The 17,623-nt window shown below is 49.7% G+C and carries 15 protein-coding genes; 7 read left to right on the top strand and 8 right to left on the bottom strand.

The annotated features are described in order from the left end of the window. Positions 1-28: 28 nt before the first annotated feature. From ureC to FOE74_RS09620, 6 genes are all read right to left on the bottom strand, one after another. Positions 29-1,864 carry an urease subunit alpha gene (ureC, locus tag FOE74_RS09595; RefSeq protein ID WP_149098383.1) on the bottom strand — a complete coding sequence of 612 codons (1,836 nt, stop codon included), beginning with the start codon at positions 1,862-1,864 and terminating at the stop codon, positions 29-31. A 26-nt stretch (positions 1,865-1,890) separates the two neighbouring features. Continuing rightward, a complete protein-coding gene (locus tag FOE74_RS09600; protein WP_149098384.1) occupies positions 1,891-2,304 on the bottom strand; it encodes an urease subunit beta in 414 nt (137 codons plus the stop codon). 31 nt (positions 2,305-2,335) lie between these two features. Then, complete coding sequence (gene ureA, locus FOE74_RS09605) at positions 2,336-2,641, bottom strand: urease subunit gamma (protein ID WP_149098385.1); 306 nt, start codon at positions 2,639-2,641, stop codon at positions 2,336-2,338. Positions 2,642-2,671: 30 nt separating this feature from the next. After that, complete coding sequence (locus FOE74_RS09610; RefSeq protein WP_225840757.1) at positions 2,672-4,069, bottom strand: porin; 1,398 nt, start codon at positions 4,067-4,069, stop codon at positions 2,672-2,674. Positions 4,070-4,475: 406 nt separating this feature from the next. Beyond that, on the bottom strand, positions 4,476-5,870 hold the full coding sequence (locus FOE74_RS09615; protein ID WP_149098386.1) for a HAMP domain-containing sensor histidine kinase: 1,395 nt from the start codon (positions 5,868-5,870) through the stop codon (positions 4,476-4,478). A gap of 1 nt (position 5,871) precedes the next feature. After that, entirely contained in the window at positions 5,872-6,549 is a 678-nt protein-coding gene (locus FOE74_RS09620; protein WP_149098387.1) for a response regulator transcription factor, read from the bottom strand. Between the two features lie 745 nt (positions 6,550-7,294). Between FOE74_RS09620 and FOE74_RS09625 the strand changes: the two genes are divergently transcribed. Together FOE74_RS09625 and FOE74_RS21205 are read left to right on the top strand one after the other, a co-directional pair. Further along, positions 7,295-7,765 carry an Mpo1 family 2-hydroxy fatty acid dioxygenase gene (locus FOE74_RS09625; protein ID WP_149098388.1) on the top strand — a complete coding sequence of 157 codons (471 nt, stop codon included), beginning with the start codon at positions 7,295-7,297 and terminating at the stop codon, positions 7,763-7,765. A 502-nt stretch (positions 7,766-8,267) separates the two neighbouring features. Further along, positions 8,268-8,444 carry a hypothetical protein gene (locus FOE74_RS21205; RefSeq protein WP_188686563.1) on the top strand — a complete coding sequence of 59 codons (177 nt, stop codon included), beginning with the start codon at positions 8,268-8,270 and terminating at the stop codon, positions 8,442-8,444. Here FOE74_RS21205 and FOE74_RS09630 read toward each other — a convergent pair. Beyond that, complete coding sequence (locus FOE74_RS09630; RefSeq protein WP_149098389.1) at positions 8,433-10,970, bottom strand: ABC transporter permease; 2,538 nt, start codon at positions 10,968-10,970, stop codon at positions 8,433-8,435. The two genes, FOE74_RS21205 and FOE74_RS09630, sit on opposite strands and share 12 nt — an antisense overlap. 270 nt (positions 10,971-11,240) lie before the next feature. Further along, positions 11,241-11,927 (bottom strand): ABC transporter ATP-binding protein, encoded by a 687-nt coding sequence (locus FOE74_RS09635; protein ID WP_149098390.1) that lies wholly within the window; start codon positions 11,925-11,927, stop codon positions 11,241-11,243. 153 nt (positions 11,928-12,080) lie between these two features. Here FOE74_RS09635 and FOE74_RS09640 point away from each other — a divergent pair, with 153 nt between their 5' ends. From FOE74_RS09640 to asnB, 5 genes are all read left to right on the top strand, one after another. Continuing rightward, complete coding sequence (locus FOE74_RS09640; RefSeq protein WP_149098391.1) at positions 12,081-12,761, top strand: arylesterase; 681 nt, start codon at positions 12,081-12,083, stop codon at positions 12,759-12,761. A 674-nt stretch (positions 12,762-13,435) separates the two neighbouring features. Then, positions 13,436-13,993: a DUF6624 domain-containing protein gene (locus FOE74_RS09645; protein WP_149098392.1), complete on the top strand. Its 558-nt coding sequence runs from the start codon at positions 13,436-13,438 to the stop codon at positions 13,991-13,993. A gap of 57 nt (positions 13,994-14,050) precedes the next feature. Beyond that, the gene (locus FOE74_RS09650; protein WP_149098393.1) at positions 14,051-14,608 is read left to right on the top strand and encodes a hypothetical protein; all 558 of its coding nucleotides are present in this window, start codon (positions 14,051-14,053) and stop codon (positions 14,606-14,608) included. Positions 14,609-14,877: 269 nt separating this feature from the next. Further along, complete coding sequence (gene arr / locus FOE74_RS09655; RefSeq protein ID WP_149098394.1) at positions 14,878-15,324, top strand: NAD(+)--rifampin ADP-ribosyltransferase; 447 nt, start codon at positions 14,878-14,880, stop codon at positions 15,322-15,324. Positions 15,325-15,759: 435 nt separating this feature from the next. Further along, a complete protein-coding gene (asnB, locus tag FOE74_RS09660) occupies positions 15,760-17,445 on the top strand; it encodes an asparagine synthase B (protein ID WP_149098395.1) in 1,686 nt (561 codons plus the stop codon). The last annotated feature ends 178 nt before the right edge of the window (positions 17,446-17,623 follow it).

The raw sequence follows: 17,623 nt of genomic DNA on the forward strand, positions 1-17,623 counted from the left end.
TGGGGCCAGCTGGCAACACGTTGAAAAACTAGAACAGGAAGTAGCGCTGCGCCATGGGCACCACACTCAGGGGCTCACAGGTCAGCACCACGCCATCGGCGGTTACGGTGTAGGTTTCCGGATCCACGGCCAGCTTTGGCATGGCGTTGTTATGGATCATATCCTTCTTGGTCACCTTGCGGCAACCCTTCACCGGCAGCGAGTTTTTGGACAAGCCCAGGCGCCCGATGTTGCCGTTTTCAAGCGAAATACCGGAAACGAAGTTGAAACCGGCGCGTCTGACAGCCTTACCCAGCGTACCGAACATAGGGCGGTAGATCACAGGCTGCGGCAGGGAAATGGAGCCGTTGGGGTCACCCATCTTCGCGCCTACAATGAAACCGTTTTTCAGGATCATGTCAGGCTTCACCCCAAACAGAGCAGTATCCCATAACACCAGATCCGCATACTTGCCTACTTCAATAGACCCCACGTAGTGGTCTATTCCCTGGGCCAAGGCCGCATTGATGGTATACTTGGCGATGTAGCGCTTCACGCGGAAGTTATCGGAGTCTTTGCCTTTATCCGGGGCCAAAGGTCCTCTCTGGATCTTCATCTTGTGGGCCGTTTGCCAGGTTCTGCAAATCACCTCTCCCACCCGACCCATGGCCTGGCTGTCAGAAGACATGATACTGAACACGCCCATGTCCTGCAGGATATCCTCGGCGGCAATGGTGGCCGGACGGATTCGGGAATCAGCGAAAGCCACATCCTCCGGGATCTTCTTGTCCAGGTGGTGCACGGACATCAGCATGTCCAGGTGCTCATCTACTGTATTGATGGTAAAAGGCTTGGTGGGGTTGGTAGAGGCCGGCAGCACGTTGGGGTACATGGCGATCTTGATGATGTCCGGCGCGTGCCCACCCCCGGCACCCTCGGTATGGAAGGTGTGGATGGTGCGGCCATTTATGGCTCTCATGGTGTCTTCCAGGAAGCCCGCCTCGTTCAGCGTATCGGTGTGGATGGCAATCTGCACATCATACTTATCAGCTACCCGCAGGGCGTTGTCAATGGTGGAAGGCGTGGCTCCCCAGTCCTCGTGGATTTTCAGGCCCAGGGCTCCGGCTTCCACATGCTCAGCGGCCGCCTTGAAAGAAGAGGTGTTGCCTTTCCCGAAGAACCCTAAGTTCATAGGAGTACTTTCAGAGGCCTCCAGCATGCTTTCAATCCACCATTTACCCGGAGTAACCGTGGTGGCCAGGGTACCGTCGGCCGGACCTGTACCCCCGCCAATCATGGTGGTGGTACCGCTGTACAGGGCCACATCAATCTGCTGGGGGGCAATGAAGTGGATGTGCGTGTCAATGGCACCTGCCGTCACAATCTTGCCGGCGCAGCCATGTACTTCCGTAGAAGCCCCAATGATCATGCCTTTGGTCACCCCTTCCTGGGTATCTGGGTTACCGGCTTTGCCAATGCCCACGATCTTGCCGTTCTTGATACCTATATCACCCTTGACGATGCCCCAGTGGTCTATGATGATGGCGTTGGTCAACACCAGATCCAGCACATCGTCCTGGGTGGCCGAGGTGGATTGGCCCATACCGTCCCGGATGGTTTTCCCGCCCCCGAACTTGTTTTCCTCCCCGTACACGTTGAAGTCCTTCTCTATCTCAATGAACAGCTCGGTATCTGCCAGGCGCACCTTATCCCCCGTGGTTGGGCCGAAAAGGGCGGCGTAGCGGTCTCTGGGGATATAGAGTTCGCCATTAATATATTTTACAGAAGAAGAGTCGCTTCCCAGCGCGTCCAGCCCCAGAAGGGAAAGCCCGGCCGTGGAAAGGCCAACTACTTTTATCCATTCGCGTCTACTCCAATTTGACATGGTTTCTTATTAAATGGTGATTCGTTCTATTTCTTTTTAGCAGGCTTAGGAGCATTGGGGGCCTTGGTGGTAGAAGCTCCCTTGTATCCCTCCTTCTGCGCCTTTTTAAGGGCATTTTCGCGGACGCTCTTCTTGGTCACATCCCCTTCGGTGAGGTTATTGAAACCATGGATGATTCTCTGCCCGCCAATCTCTACCAGGATCACATTCTTCTTCTCTCCCGGTTCAAACCGTACCGCCGTACTGGCAGGGATATTCAGGCGCATGCCAATGGTTGCGGCCCGGTCAAACTCCAGGGCTTTATTGGTCTCAAAGAAATGATAGTGGGAACCTACCTGGATAGGACGATCACCGGTGTTGGCCACTGTCACATGAAGGGTCTTGCCCTTCTCATTCATTTTAATCTCCCCCTTTTTCAGGATGTATTCACCTGGTACCATAGTTGTGGTCAATTATTGCGTTGGACTTTATTTAGCGGATAGGGTGGTCAACCGTAATGAGCTTCACCCCATCCGGGAAAGTTGCCTCAATCTGTACAAAGTGAAGCATCTCGGGCACCCCCTGCATTACCTGGTTCTTTTTCAGCAGCTGAGCGCCGTATTTCATGAGTTCGGCCACGGTTTTCTTTCCGTCGCGGGCTTCTTCCATCAAAACGCCACAGATGTAGGCAACGGACTCAGGGTAGTTGAGCTTTACACCTCTTTTCAACCTTTTTGCCGCCAGCTCTCCAGCCATATGCAGCAATAGTTTCTCGGTTTCAACTGGGTTTAAGTGCATAGTTATTAATTGGTTATAAAAGGAAATTCTTTACAGAAATGTCTGAAACTGGACGATAAACTCTCCCCGGTTACCGTCAATTTGATCGGTGGCCAGGTAGTTAGGCCGGAGCGAGTATTGGAAGGATACCTTGGCGTTGTGCTGCTGAATGAACAGGTTGCTGCCAAAATCCCAGTAGTTTCCCCCCTTCTCCAGGGCCTCCAGGTTCTTGCGGGTATAGGCCATAAAGGGCTGAAGCCGAAGCTTGTCCTGTTGCCCTAGGCGGGGCAGCAAAAGGCCCGCCTGCGAGTAGTAAATGTCACCAGTTCCCTGCATGGGACGGGCGTTGCCGGGACCGGAGATGGATCTTGGTCCGTCATAGGCCGGGTTTGCCGTGCCCAGGTTCATGGTGCCAGAGTGGCGCAGGTAGTTCGGCCCGAAATCATAGCGGTATGCCCCGGAATAGGACGTCAGGGCCATTTCTTTGGAACCCAGGTAAAAGGGCAGGTCTATAAAAACATCACCCGCCAAAAGAGCGATGTCATGGGATTTCAGGTGGTCGTTCTGCAAGCTTTTGGTTCCGTCTTGTTGGGTATAGAACCCGACTCCCAGGTTGAACATTCGCTTCTGCCCCAGGTAGGTACCCACCTTGAAAGGCAACGTGTTAGACTCCTGGTCCAGGAACTGGTACTCAAAGTAGCCTGCCACCGAAGGTTTGCTTACTCCGTTGTTATCCACGGCCACATTTTCCTGCTCCGGCACCAGGTTGGTGGCAAAAGGTTTGTTCACGCTCAGCCGGTATTCCAGCTTGTCTACCTTGCCTTTGGCATATACCCCATACATGCGCACGAACTGGTCGCTCTGGTCCACGGTGGGGAAAGAGAAGATAGGAGAATCAAGGGTGAGGAAGTTGGTGGTGCTGGCCATGGTGAGCCTAGACACCCCCAGCCAGTAATGCAACCCGGCCCCAAAAGTCAGGGAGAAGGTATTTTTCTCCCCCGTTAGAGCATTGACCGCCGGGAAAAGGGTATACTCACTCGTAAAGTCATGGAAGAACATGCCCGGCTTTTTTCCGGCTCCGTAATTGCCGGTGCCACCGCTTCCGGCAGCGCCGCCCCCTACAAAGGTCTGGCTATTGATGCCAAAGTGGGTCATGATCATGAACCGCGGCGACAGTTGCGCCATGGCCAGCAGGCGCAGGCGGCGGGCCCCAATGTCAAAAGACCTTTCCTGGGGGGTATTGTTTACCAGGGTGCCCGGGTTCTGCTCTGTGTGACGGGCCCAGATCTGGTTCCAGAACATAAAGCGCACATAGTAGTCTTCCTTGTCATTCAGTTTGATTTTAAGGCCACCGTTATACTCGGGCGCATTTTGCCCCTGTACAGATAACACCCCTACACAATAAGCACCTACCGCACACAGAATAGTCTTTTTGAAACGCCTGAACATGTCTCACTTGCCTTTAGAGAATCCAAGGACTTACCCCTTATTGATCTAACTGGATCATTTACAGGGGAAAACCTCCTAAACGGCTCGAAATTAGGTACCACTTATTAAGCTCATTTAAGAGAAAGATTAGAATGAGATTAGAAAATCGTTTGGCTGGGAATGTGAAACTTTAAGATTTGGTATTGCTTACCGCCAGGAAGAAGGCTCAATAAAAAAGCCCTTCCAGAAAGGCTGGAAGGGCGAAAGGTGGGGTAGCAGCACTTGTAGCCTATTACTACTACCAGGTACCGTCAATGGTAAAGCCAAGCAGTAAACAGGGCTCCTTAAATGGATATTCTAATAAACTTAAATAAATGGCCAATAATTATTTAACACCTTTATTCAACAGTAAAGCAAGAGGATAACGCTATGCCTCCTGGCCTTCCCTTTGCAGTAATTTTGCCACGGGCAGCATGATCATAACCGTGGTGCCTTTTCCCTGTTTGGAGTCCACCTGAATATCCCCGTTGTGCATTCTGATGATCTCTAAGGCAAGGGGAAGCCCAATACCAAATCCTTCAAATCCCTCGGTATTGGAAGCTCTGAAATATGGGGTGAAAATTAATTCTTTTTCCTCCTCCGGAATGCCGATGCCGTAGTCCGTTACCCGAACGCGGATGGTATCTGTTTGGGAGATCAGCTTTACCCATACCTCTTTGTTACCGGAGTATTTAAACCCATTCAGGATGATGTTGGAAAGGGCCAGGCTCAATAAATGCTCATTGGCACTGACCATAAGCTGAGATTCATTCTCCGGCAGGTCACTGTAATCGATCTTAAGCCTGAAGCTCCCGTCCATCTTACCCACCGTCTGCAGCACCTCATGCAAAACCTCGTCCAGACGGGTGACTTTCCAGGTGTCTTTTTGGCCGCTCCCTGTTACTTTGACCAGCTCCAGCAAAGTGTTGACGGTATGTTTCAGCTTCACGGTTTCCTGCATGATCATTTGTAGCGAATGCTTGGCTTTATGGCCTGGTTCAATGGCAGCCAGGGCGATTTCTGCCTCTCCGGCAATGATGGTCAGCGGAGTGCGTAAGGAATGGGACGTATTGCTTACATAATCCTGCTGGGCCTTGAAAGCGGATTCTATCCGGTTCAGCATCTCATTGAGGGTGCTCTGGAGCTCACTGATCTCATCAAGGCTATGCTCCTTGTCCAGCCGGTCGTTCAGGTTAAAGGCATTGATGCTGTTTACCTTCTGAATGATCTGGACCATGGGCCCGAACAGCTTTTTAGAGAAAAAGATGCTGGTCAGGGTCATCAATAAGAGAGCTCCCAGATAGGTAGCGGCCAGCGTGGTTTTCAGCCTTTTGCGGTAGGCATCCCCCTCATAGTCGCGGGCAGTGGAAATAACCAGAATGTCATCTTCGCTGTTGCTGTTATGGATAAAGAGCCCCACATAATACACCCCATCCTGGTAATGGTGGGCGCGTCCGTTTTTGATGGCTTCCCAGTAAAAGGCTTTTTCCAAAGGAAGCGATTCAGGGAATTTAAGGTTGGTTTTATCCCTCCTTACCCTGATAATGTACTCCTCTTCGTCTTCCAGGTGTTGCAGGATGCTGTTTTTGATTTCATAGTAATCCTCTGCTTTCTCCTGCTGCAATACCGCCCTGGCCACAATAGTGGCACTGTTTTCCATGCTAAGGTAAAACCCGTGCTTCCGGTAGCCCGATGACATGGAATACATCACCAAGTTGATGCCTAACAAAATCAAGGCCATGAGGCCCGTGAAGATCAGGATAAGGGAATATTGTAATTTCATGTTACTGGGCGCGCATCACATAGCCCATACCTACCACCGTATGGATCAGCTTGGGGCTAAAGTCTTTGTCAATTTTCTTCCGCAGGTAGTTGATGTAAACATCTACCACGTTGGTTCCCATGTCAAGATCTGCTCCCCACACATTCTCCAGTATATCCAGCCGAGGCAAGACCTTCCTTTTGTTTTTCAGGAGGTACTCCAGCAGCCTGAACTCAGTGCCAGTCAAAGAGATAAGCTTGTTGTTCCGGGTGACTTCCAGGGTGTCTAAGTCTACCTTCAGATCAGCGATGGTCATGATGTTCTGCTCAGAAACGTTTCTGTTGGACCTCCTGATCAGGCTTTGCATCCTAACCCGGAGTTCGGCCAGGTTGAAGGGCTTGACCATGTAATCATCCGCGATGCTGTTGAAGCCCTCCACAATATTTTCAGTAGAGCCCAGGGCCGACAGGATAAGGATAGGTGTGGTACGGTCTGATTCCCTGATCTGCTTACAGACCTCCAAACCATTGAGGCCAGGCACCATAATATCCAGGATAATTATGTCATAATGGTTGAGGCCCACCATCTTCAGGGCTGTGTACCCGTCCATGGCCACAGAAAACTCATAGCCTTCGCCATCTAGCCCTCTTTTTATAAGGGACACCACTTTGGGCTCATCCTCTAACAGTAAAACCTTCATGCGTGTATCATTTACATAGGCCTCCAGAAAAGCATGTGGAGGCCAGAAAAAAAGTGAAGTTTAGTTTATGATGTAGGAAAGTGCCCTTAGCTGTAAACCCAAAAAAATGAGAATAGGATTTACAGGATATCTTCTGACCCAGCACCTGGTTAGGTTAAGCTGACGCTACAAGAAGCAGGCGCTACGGCTGGGGTTCCCCCGAATCTGCCAAAACCGGAAGCAGCCGTCCGATCAGGTGGAGAACAGTAAGGGAAAGAGTTTTAAGCCTCTTACTAGGAAAAGGGGTCAAAAGGGAGAATCCTCAGCCCAACCTTTTGGTTCCAACCTTACCGCTCATCGCGGGTTCCGTCTTAGAACCTGCCCGTCGGTTTCTCCGGAAGGGCAAAGGTACGATATGATTCAATGGTGTTTTATAAAAAACAGATCAGAAACTTCCAGAGTACAAAAAGGATCTTCTTTTAAAATTAACAAAAGGGCCTGAAGCGGTTCAAATCTTTGCTGGTCTACCTTCCTGAATTATATCTAAGAAGATACTCAACCAGCAACTTTCTCTTTGAGCAAAGACCGAATTCGGTTTCCGGCCTCATTTTTAAAATAGGACCCGAAACGGTTACTGTTCCCTAGATCTAGCTTTACAAAGAAGAAAACACAACAAGTGGAGCTGCGGCCTTAATTTTCAGTAATCCCTGAAAGAAAGCACTTTACTTCCTGTGGCAGAAATTGTACCTTAAAGTAAAAAACTGCCATGGCTGCCATTCACCTTTTACTGGAAGAGTACGCCGAAAGCCACCGCAACGGCACGAACAAACTCATTCACTGGATCTGCGTTCCGGCCATCATGATCAGCCTGGTGGGGTTGGTGTGGTCCATTCCCGTCCCAGAGTTTCTGCAGAACCTTCCGTTTCTGGTGAATTGGGGCATTCTCTTTGTGCTGCTGTGCATGGTCTATTATTTCGCCCTCTCCCCTAGTCTGGCGCTGGGCATGGTTGTGGTCACTTCCTTCTTTCTTTGGGTGGTGTACCAGCTGGACCAAGTGCAGCGCTTGCCGCTCTGGGCCCTGTGCCTCCTCATTTTTGTGCTAGCTTGGGTGGGGCAGTCCATAGGGCATAAAATTGAAGGCAAGAAACCCTCCTTCCTCAAGGACCTGCAGTTCCTATTGATTGGGCCGGTTTGGCTGTTAAGCTTTATCTACCAAAAAATAGGCATCAGGTATTAGGTCTAGAAGTACCGAGAATTTGGTTTGTTTTTAAAAAAGGCCTAAATCAGCTTTACCTGAAATCAGCTAAGTTCAGAAGCAGGAAAAGCCGGGGGAAGTTTGGTATCTGGTGGTGAAGCAAAGGAAACCGGACCAGGCATTTGTATTCGGTATTTTCCATTGATATAGTGTTTCAAGGATGTTTTCATGAAAGCACCCTTGAAACGCTCTTTTGTTGTTGGTACTATCAATGTTCTACCGATAGAAGATGCTGATGCGATAAGATGGCTAATAGCTAAACCTACCTCCTATCATTATCATGAGCTTAATCAGTTGGAAAGAAAGGCATGCGTGGGAGACAAGGCAGTGCCGTTGTCTCTACAGGGTGTTCCAGTCTTTCCCAAGCGCGCCTCGCTTTTGGCCCTAGATATACAGTTACTAAGAAAGAAGAACAACTCAGGCCGAAAGGGCAGTGCGAGAGGGGAAGACGGGGCCTCGCGGCCGAGAGCGCTTATCGGTTACTATGCAAAGAGCCGTACTTGGATCATTGCTAGAAGCAGTTAAGCCAAGGGAACTGCACAAGGCTAGCACTAAAAAGCAAGCACCAAAAGCAATCTTCCAAAATGATGAAATATTAAAAATAATTTCTGCCTTGCTTTCTGAAAAAGCAAGGCAGAAACAGGCTCTATTATCCTTCTGACCGAAGCACTTCCAGCGGAGATTGCTGCACCACCGCGCGGCTGTTGAACAACCCTATCAATACGGTGAGGCCGGAAATCAGGAGGAAGAGCACCACCACCGGCCAAAGCTGCGGCGTAAAGCTGGTCTCAAAGCTGAATTTGGCCAGCGCCCAGCTTCCGGCCAGCGAAAGCACAATGCCCGTGCCCGCCGCCAAAGCGCCCAGGAAGAAGTATTCCAGCGCGGTGATGGCGAAAATCTGCGAACGGCTGGCGCCCAGGGTACGGAGCAGCACGCTTTCCTGCATGCGCTGGTATTTGCTGATGAGCACCGAAGAAATCAATACCACCAATCCGGTGATGATGCTGAAAGCCGCCATGAACCGGATCACAAAGCCGATCTTGTCCAGCAGTTCATCCATCACGCTCAGGATCAACTCCAGGTCTATGATAGAGATGTTGGGGAATTCCCGCACCACCTCCTGCTGAAATTGAGCCGACTCTTCGGCGGTCCCTACTTTGGTCATAAGCACATGGAACTGCGGGGCCGCCTCCAGCACGCCCACCGGGAATACCACCCTGAAGTTCGTCTGGATCCGATTCCAGTCTACTTCCCGCAAACTGCCTACCACCGTGGGGATGAGGGCGCCCTGCACGTTAAATACGATTTTATCGCCCACCTCTACTTTAATCCGTTCGGCATAGCCGGCATCCAGAGACACGTACACGGTATCTTCTGGCGAATTCACTTTACCCTGCCAGGTGCCTTGGGTGATCTTCTCAGAATCGGTGAGGTTTCCCCGGAAGGTGGTTCTGATTTCCCGCTGGAAAGCCCGGGGCGAGATTCCGGAGGTGCTGTCTTCTTTTACTTCCTCTGCGGTGAGGCCATTGATTTCCTCCATGCGCATGGTCACAATGGGCACCTCGTCTATCACCGGCAAGCCCTGCCGGCGGGTGAGGTCGGCCACTGCTTCCCGTTGCCCCCCTTGAATGTCAAACAGCACCATGTTGGGCTGGTTCTCGCTCGCTGACAGCGTGACCTGGTTCAGCAAGATGGTCTGCACAAAGTACAGGGTGCTGATAAAGGCGGTGCCCAGGCCAATGGAGATGATGAGGATGAGGGTTTGGTTGTTCGGCCTGAAGAGGTTGGCCAGGCCTTGCCGCCAGATGTAGCTCAGAGACTCCGGGAAGAACCGGCGCACGGTCCACATCAAGGCCCAGGCAATTCCGGCCAACACCAAAAAGCCCACCAATACCCCCAGGGTGAAGTAGCCGGCCTCTTTCATTTTTTGGGTCTGCAGGTAAGTAAACCCGAAGATGAATACCAGGATCAGGGCGTAAACCGCCCATTTCAAAGGATCTTTGAATAAACTGGTGCTCTCATAAGAAATGCGCAGCGTGTTGAGGGGCGACACGTTCCGGATGCTCACCAGCGGCAACAGGGCAAACAGCAGCGAGATGATCAACCCCAACCCAATGCCTTGCAGAATAGCCAACCAGGAAATACCCACGGTGATTTGCACGGGCAGCAGGTCTTGCAGCACCTGGGGTAATAACTGTTGCACCACCGTTCCCAGAGCAGCCCCAATAATGGAACCCAACAACCCGATGCCCATGATCTGGATGAGGTAAATCAGGAAGGCTTGGGCAGCGCTCACGCCCAGGCACCGCAGGATGGCAATGGACCGAAGCTTCTCTCTTATGTATACATGGATGGCACTAGCCACGCCAATACTGCCCAGCAACAGGGCAATGAACCCCACCAGGGCCAGGAAACTAGTCAAATCCCGGAACGAACGCCCCATGTCTTCCCGCTGGGTTTCAATGGTTTCGGTGTTCAGGTATTCCTTCTCCAAGCGAGGCTCCAACTTCTCTACCAGTTGTTTGATGTCTACGCGGGTGTCATACTTGTAGTAGTAGAGGTAGTTGATGCGGCTGCCTTTCTGTTCCAACCCCGTCTGCGGAAGATACCGCAACGGGATGTACACGGCAGGTGCCACCGTTGCCGAAATCCCTGTTTGGCCCGGCGCTTTGTTCAGGATGCCGGCAATCTCAAAGGTAACCTCCCCTACTTTGATAGAGTCGCCTACCTCCACCCCAAACTGTAGCATAAGGGTTTTGTCTACCAGCGCCTGTTGCCCTTCCCGGAAGGTTTGGGCAGCCGCCACTGGCAAGGTTTCTAAGGCTCCGTAGTAGGGGAATTCTCCGGCCAAGGCCCTGATCTGCACCAGCCGGGTTCCCTGGCTTTTCGGGAACAGCACCATAGAGGCAAAGCTCCGCTCCTGCGACCGCCGGTTGCCCAGGGAATCAAGGAGCGGCTTCATGGTGGGGTTCACGGGGCGGTTGCTGGTGATCACCAAATCTGCCCCGATCATTTCCTTTGCCTGGTCGTCAATGTCTTCCTTCAGGTTATAGCCAAAGGAGAAAATGGCCACCAACGCGGCTATGCCCAAAATGATAGAGGAAATAAAGAGGAACAACCGTGACCGGTTCCGGCGGCTGTCTCGCCAGGCCATCTTTACCAACCATGGGAAGCTGAGTTTATTCATTGGGGTAAGGTGCTGATTTTTAATTTGAAGATTTGGAGATGTGGAGATTTGGGAATTTGAAGATTTGGAAAGAAGTAGATGTGAAAATGGAGCAATATGTAGGGTACAGTAGTCTAAGTATTTGATGAGAAAGTGTGCCTTTGAAATGAAGTAGCGAATGCTAATAGAGGAAAGGCTCTTTTCTTAAGCTTCCAATTATTTAACAAAAACAGGTTTATTTCATTTCCACATCTCCAAATTTTCACATCTACAAATCTTAAAATCAGCACCTTAACCAACCGTTCTTTCATCTGAGATGAGTTTGCCGCCTTTCATCCGGAGAATGCGTTGGGTTTTAGCGGCGAGCTCGGCGTCATGGGTCACGAGGACCAAGGTGGTGCCGGCTTCCCGGTTCAGGTCGAAGATGAGTTTGACCACTTTTTCACTGGTTTCGGCATCCAGGTTACCGGTGGGCTCATCGGCGAAGAGGATTTTTGGTTTGTTGGAGAAGGCCCGCGCCAGGGAAACCCGTTGCTGCTCCCCGCCCGATAATTGAGTGGGATAGTGGTGGGCCCGGTCGGCGAGGCCAACTTTGTCCAGCAGGTCCATGGCCTGCGGTTTGATGTTTTTGGCGCCGCGCAGTTCCATCGGCACCATCACGTTCTCCAGGGCGGTGAGCGTGGGCAACAGCTGGAAGTTCTGGAAGATGAAGCCCACATGCTGGTTCCTGACCTGTGCGCGCGCATCTTCGTTGAGGTTGTCCAGTCGGATCCCGTTCAATTCCACCAGCCCGGCACTGGAGCGGTCTAACCCGGCACACAAGCCCAGCAGCGTAGTTTTGCCGCTTCCGGAGGGCCCTATAATGGCTAAAGTAGATCCTTCCTCCACAGAGAAATTGATAGAATCTAACACGGTTAAGGTGTGGCCGGTACTTTGGTAGGTTTTGGTTAAGTCTTGGATATGCAGAATGGGCGTCACAAGCAAATGGGTCTAATGGGGCAGAAAAGAGATGGAAATCGTAAAGAAGCTGGTAAGTTACAGAACCCGTGTTAATTTCCATTGTTTAAACCTCAAACGGTTTTAAAGAGTTATAAGTACTTTCTTTGCAGTAGAACAAGAAAAAGGAATACCATGTATAAGCATTCATTCATGTTCCTGTTGCTAGTGGTGTGGTGGTGTGTGGGTTGCTCTGGCAAGGGAGAGACCTCTCAGGAAACCGGTACCGCCACCGCTCAGGAAACAGGCAAAAAGGCCCCCACTCCTATGAAAAACATTCTTTTCTTTGGCAATAGCCTCACCGCCGGCTACGGGTTAAACCCTTCAGAGTCATTTCCGTCACTGATCCAGAAGAAGATAGACTCATTGGGCTTGAACTACAAGGCCATCAACGCGGGCCTGAGCGGGGAAACCTCCGCCGGGGGCAAGAACCGCATTGACTGGCTTTTGCGCCAACCGGTAGACGTGTTTGTGTTGGAACTGGGCGCCAACGACGGGTTACGGGGCATCCCTCCTTCTGAAACCAAGAAAAACCTGCAAGCCATAGTAGACAAAGTAAGGGCCAAATACCCCGAAGCCAAACTGGTGATGGCCGGCATGGAGGTTCCTCCCAGCATGGGCGGCAAATACGCGGGTGAGTTCAGGGTTATCTTCCGGGAACTGGCCAATGAGAACAACATGGCGCTGGTGCCTTTCCTGCTGGAAGGCGTAGGCGGGGTTCAATCCTTGAACCAGCAAGATGGTGTTCACCCTACCGCTGAAGGTCAGAAGATACTGGCAAATAACGTGTGGCAGGTTTTGAAAGGTATTCTGTAAAAGAAACCCTTCTCCTGTTTTCTCTCCTTTTCGGGGTGTTTTTCTAGAAACGCCCCGAAAAGGAGATTTTCTATTTTAGGGGCTTGATTAATAAGACCTAACCTGAAAAATTTAGTAAACTTAAATACTAAGTCCACCTACCTGTCCCTCTGTTGCCCAACGGACCCTCCCATAAAGGCACTATTTTTTTCGACATTCTAAACACCAAGGAAAAAGGTATCTTGATCAATATTTTGGCATTGGTAAACACTAGGCAATAGGCGATGGGCCTCCATTTCATGGAAGTTTATTCAGCAGTTGAATAATTGAATTCATGAAAAAGCTAGGCTAAACTTGAATAGTGAGCTGGTTAAGAATTAATCAGGTAGAAAAGGTTTCATATGCCTCCCTAAAGAAGTAGAAATTCACAAACTTGAAATGGGTTAAAAAGGCAGGTAAAAGCCTATTGGGATGAAGGCTTATAACCTTAGTGATAAACCCCTTTAATAATTTCTCCAAACGGATAAAGGTTTGGAGAAAAACTGCCTAATATCCATCCTGAGGTCATTATATAAAATTAAATATGAAATCTAGTAGAGCCCTCCTTCTCCTATTATCCCTGGCAGGGTGCCAATCAGTTCTTTCTCCATCTTTAATTCCAACAACGGAAGAGGAAAAAAACAGAATACGCCTTCTTGAGAAAAGAACTGGAAGAATTATATGACATTGACCAAAACGCCAGAAAGAACCTAGACTGGAATACCGTGACCAGCCCAGAAGAAAGCGTAGCAATGTCTAAAAAGATGATGGCTATTGATTCTTTGAACCAAACAAAAATACTTCCTATTCTTGAGGAATACGGTTGGCTGCCAAAAAGCAAGGTGGGCGAAAAGGCAGCAAGAGCTCTCTTTTATGTGGTGCAGCATTCCAACTCTAAAACCATAGAAAAATATCTTCCCCAAATGGAGGCATTGGCAAAACAAGGCGAATCAAATGCCTTGGATGCAGCAAAAATGAGGGACAGGCTACTCATGTTTCAAGGTAAGAAACAAATGTATGGGACCCAGGCCGCAGGATGGGTAAGACCAGAAGGAGGGCAAGTCATCTGGCCCATTGAAGACGTAAAGAACGTGAACAAACGCAGGAAAGAGATAGGCTTTACCACAACCGTTGAAGAGGATGCCAAACGGCTTGGGGCTGAGTTTAACCCCAAAGAAGAACTCCCAAAGAAAAAAAGCATCCCTCAAAATTAACTTTCGCTTACCTTCGCCCCCATAGCTATTTTATTAATCCATATAACTAATATTAAATTGAAAATTCCTTTACTAATCTTTACACTTTTAGGAGTCCCCTTTTTATCTAAAGCACAGGAGGCCAGCGTGGATAAATCTACCTCGGGCCTTCAAGTAGGCGTAAAAGGCATGTGGTTGCATAATGAAGGTAAAATAGGAAACCGGTTTGCTTTACGTTCTGAATTGGGGTTTGACACCAATTTTTATGGGGGTGGTGCCTATGACAAAAATACCTTCGTTATGGCCCTGGTATTAACCTTAGAGCCAAGATGGTACTATAACCTCAACAAAAGAAGCTTAAAGGGTAAAGATATTTCAGGAAACAGCGGGAATTTCTTTTCTTTAAAATCAAGCTATACGCCTGATTGGTTTCAAATAGCAAACCATGATAATATCACTATACCCAATCAGGTATCAGTAATTCCTACCTGGGGAATCAGAAGAAACCTAGGAACAAAATTCAACTATGAAACAGGGATTGGTGTGGGAATTAGGGTTATTTATTGGGAAAGTATATCTTACTGGGAACGTGATACGGTCTTGAATTTACACCTGAGAATAGGATATCGGTTCTAAAAATAGCTTGCTACAAAAATCCTCCTTCAGGTCAATTCCCTTTCTGTTTTTTCACCTGTCTTAGATCAGCCTTTCTCCTTGTCGCTCAACCAAACTAAAAAAGTCAAAAAGGGGATGAAGGGCGGCAGCCATAAGTCCATCCAATCTTAATCCGCTGGAAGGCTTCTTTTTATGATCGGCAGGTAGTGGTGGTATTCAGTAAGAAAAAAGTATCTTGGTTTTTCCTGTGGCAGCACCTCTACCATTCTTCATGATCACCCCTAAGGCATATGGAAGGAAATACCCAAAAAGACAATTCTAATCCAATAGCAGAGAGCCAACAGCCCTCGCGGTTCTACCATGGCACCAAGGCGGACCTCAAGCCTGGGGATCTGATCCTGCCTGGTTTTAACTCAAACTACGGCAAGAGAAAGAAAGCAGCATATGTGTATCTAACCCAAACTATGGAGGCCGCTATCTGGGGAGCCGAGTTAGCCTTGGGCGAAGGAGCCGGCAAAATTTACCTGGTGGAACCCACCGGCCCCATAGAAGATGACCCCAATTTGACCGACAAAAAGTACCCCGGCAACCCCACCAAGTCTTACCGCACCCAGCACCCGCTCAGGATAGTGGGAGAAGTCACCCCTTGGCAGGGACATTCCCCGGAGCAACTCAAGGCCATGCAGGAACACCTGGAAAGCTTAAAGCAGCTAGGGATTGAAGCCCTTGAGGACTAAACTAGAGTTAATCAATTCTTTTGCTCTCTACTTGCCCTTCAGAAAATCCATATCCTTATTTGGGAAGAACCCGAACTACCGACTTTCTAGTTTTCCTTGAGGTAGGTTCTTACGCCCCTGGATCGTAGTAATTCGAATCTTCGTCAGTCGGCTCCTATTTACTTCTACTAGTAGAGAACTGCTTCTTTTCCAGTGTAAAGCTCAGAGGTGAAAGAGAAAACCAAGTCCACCCTTGGGCAAGAAAGTGGACTACTTGCCCCATATCCTCCCCTTCTCTTACCTGCCACAGAATCTGCTAGTTCTAACAATAATTTCATAATGGAAGGCTTAACGTTACATATTTCGCATGTTTTAATAATTTATGTTGCAACTTTTTAGTTTGTTAGAAGTTTTATCAATACATTTGATAATCATTAAATTTAAATCTGACGTATTGTGTGTGGAATTGTTTGTGCATTCGATCTAAAGGAGCCAGTAGAGGCGCTTAGGCCTCAGTTACTGGAAATGGCTAAATGTATCCGTCACCGCGGCCCAGACTGGAGCGGGATTTACAGCAATGAGAACGCCATCTTAGCGCATGAGCGCCTGGCCATTGTGGATCCTACCTCAGGCAAGCAGCCTTTGTTCAGCGAAGACGGTAACCTCGTTTTGGCCGCTAACGGGGAAATCTATAACCACCTTGAACTTCGAAATCAGCTTACCACTTCCTATAACTTCCAGACAAAATCTGACTGTGAGATCATTCTGGCCTTGTACAAAGAGAAGGGTACCCAATTCTTAGATGACCTGAACGGGATCTTCGGCTTTGCCATTTATGACGTAGCCAATGATGCCTATCTCATAGCCCGTGACCACATGGGCATTATTCCGCTGTACATTGGCTGGGACCAGAACGGCACCTTCTACGTGGCTTCTGAACTGAAGGCCCTGGAAGGCAAATGCGCTAAAATTGAGTTGTTCCCGCCGGGTCATTACCTGTCTAGCCACGAAGAAGGATTCCAGAAATGGTATTCCCGTGATTGGATGGAGTACGAGAACGTGGCCGAAAACGAGACCAGCATCCAGGAACTGAGAGAAGCCCTGGAAGCCGCCGTTCACCGGCAGCTCATGAGCGACGTTCCTTACGGGGTTTTGCTTTCCGGGGGATTGGATTCTTCTATCACTTCGGCCATTGCCAAAAAATACGCCGAAAAACGCATTGAAAGCAATGACCAGGAAACCGCCTGGTGGCCGCAACTCCACTCCTTCGCGATTGGCCTGGAAGGTTCCCCAGATTTAGCCGCTGCCCAAAAGGTAGCGGATCATCTGGGAACGGTACACCATGAGGTGAAATTCACCATTCAGGAAGGGATTGACGCCATCAAAGACGTGATCTACCACCTGGAAACCTATGACGTGACCACCGTGCGTGCCTCTACTCCTATGTACCTGCTGGCGCGCGCCATCAAGTCCATGGGCATCAAGATGGTGTTGTCGGGGGAAGGCTCAGATGAGATCTTTGGCGGGTACCTGTATTTCCACAAGGCCCCTAACGCGAAGGAGCTCCATCAGGAGACTGTCCGGAAACTGGACAAGCTGCACATGTATGACTGCCTCCGTGCGAACAAATCGTTGAGCGCCTGGGGCATTGAAGGCCGTGTACCATTCCTGGACAAAGAGTTCATGGACGTGGCCATGCGCCTGAACCCGCAGGACAAAATGATCAACGGGGAACGCATGGAGAAGTGGGTGCTGCGCAAAGCATTTGAAGACTACCTGCCGGCCAGCGTGGCGTGGCGCCAGAAAGAGCAGTTCTCTGACGGAGTAGGCTACAACTGGATTGACACCCTCAAAGAGATGGTGAACCAAAAGGTATCCGATGAGCAGTTGGCCAATGCTAGCCAGGTTTTCCCTATCCAGCCGCCCTCCAGCAAAGAGGAATTCTATTACCGGTCTATCTTCGCGAAACACTTCCCAAGTGATGCGGCCGCCTTATCGGTGCCTTCGGTGCCTTCCGTGGCTTGCAGCAGCCCTGTGGCTTTGGCCTGGGATGAATCCTTCCGGAACCTGAACGATCCTTCGGGCCGGGCCGTGGCCAGCGTGCATGCAGATGCCTATGTCCAGGTACAGATAGCCGAATAGGGCCTTAATCCAATGTAATAAAAGAAGCCCCACTGGTTATAAATACCGGTGGGGCTTCTTTTTGCCTGGGCTTCTAATAAATGATGAATACAAGAAGAAGTACGACCCTGCCCTACTTCATCAGGGCAAGGAGAAAAAGGCCAGCAAAGCCTGTTTTAAAGGTTTGGTTTGAGGCTTC

It is taken from the genome of Rufibacter glacialis (assembly GCF_008271745.1).
GTDB lineage: Bacteria > Bacteroidota > Bacteroidia > Cytophagales > Hymenobacteraceae > Nibribacter > Nibribacter glacialis.

Coding starts and splice junctions, on each gene's coding strand:
- FOE74_RS09630 (WP_149098389.1), bottom strand. CDS start 10,970: ATGAATAAACTCAGCTTCCCATGGTTGGTAAAGATGGCCTGGCGAGAC.
- FOE74_RS09610 (WP_225840757.1), bottom strand. CDS start 4,069: ATGTTCAGGCGTTTCAAAAAGACTATTCTGTGTGCGGTAGGTGCTTAT.
- arr (WP_149098394.1), top strand. CDS start 14,878: ATGGAAGGAAATACCCAAAAAGACAATTCTAATCCAATAGCAGAGAGC.
- FOE74_RS09640 (WP_149098391.1), top strand. CDS start 12,081: ATGTATAAGCATTCATTCATGTTCCTGTTGCTAGTGGTGTGGTGGTGT.
- FOE74_RS21205 (WP_188686563.1), top strand. CDS start 8,268: ATGCAAAGAGCCGTACTTGGATCATTGCTAGAAGCAGTTAAGCCAAGG.
- ureA (WP_149098385.1), bottom strand. CDS start 2,641: ATGCACTTAAACCCAGTTGAAACCGAGAAACTATTGCTGCATATGGCT.
- FOE74_RS09600 (WP_149098384.1), bottom strand. CDS start 2,304: ATGGTACCAGGTGAATACATCCTGAAAAAGGGGGAGATTAAAATGAAT.
- FOE74_RS09620 (WP_149098387.1), bottom strand. CDS start 6,549: ATGAAGGTTTTACTGTTAGAGGATGAGCCCAAAGTGGTGTCCCTTATA.
- FOE74_RS09615 (WP_149098386.1), bottom strand. CDS start 5,870: ATGAAATTACAATATTCCCTTATCCTGATCTTCACGGGCCTCATGGCC.
- ureC (WP_149098383.1), bottom strand. CDS start 1,864: ATGTCAAATTGGAGTAGACGCGAATGGATAAAAGTAGTTGGCCTTTCC.
- FOE74_RS09625 (WP_149098388.1), top strand. CDS start 7,295: ATGGCTGCCATTCACCTTTTACTGGAAGAGTACGCCGAAAGCCACCGC.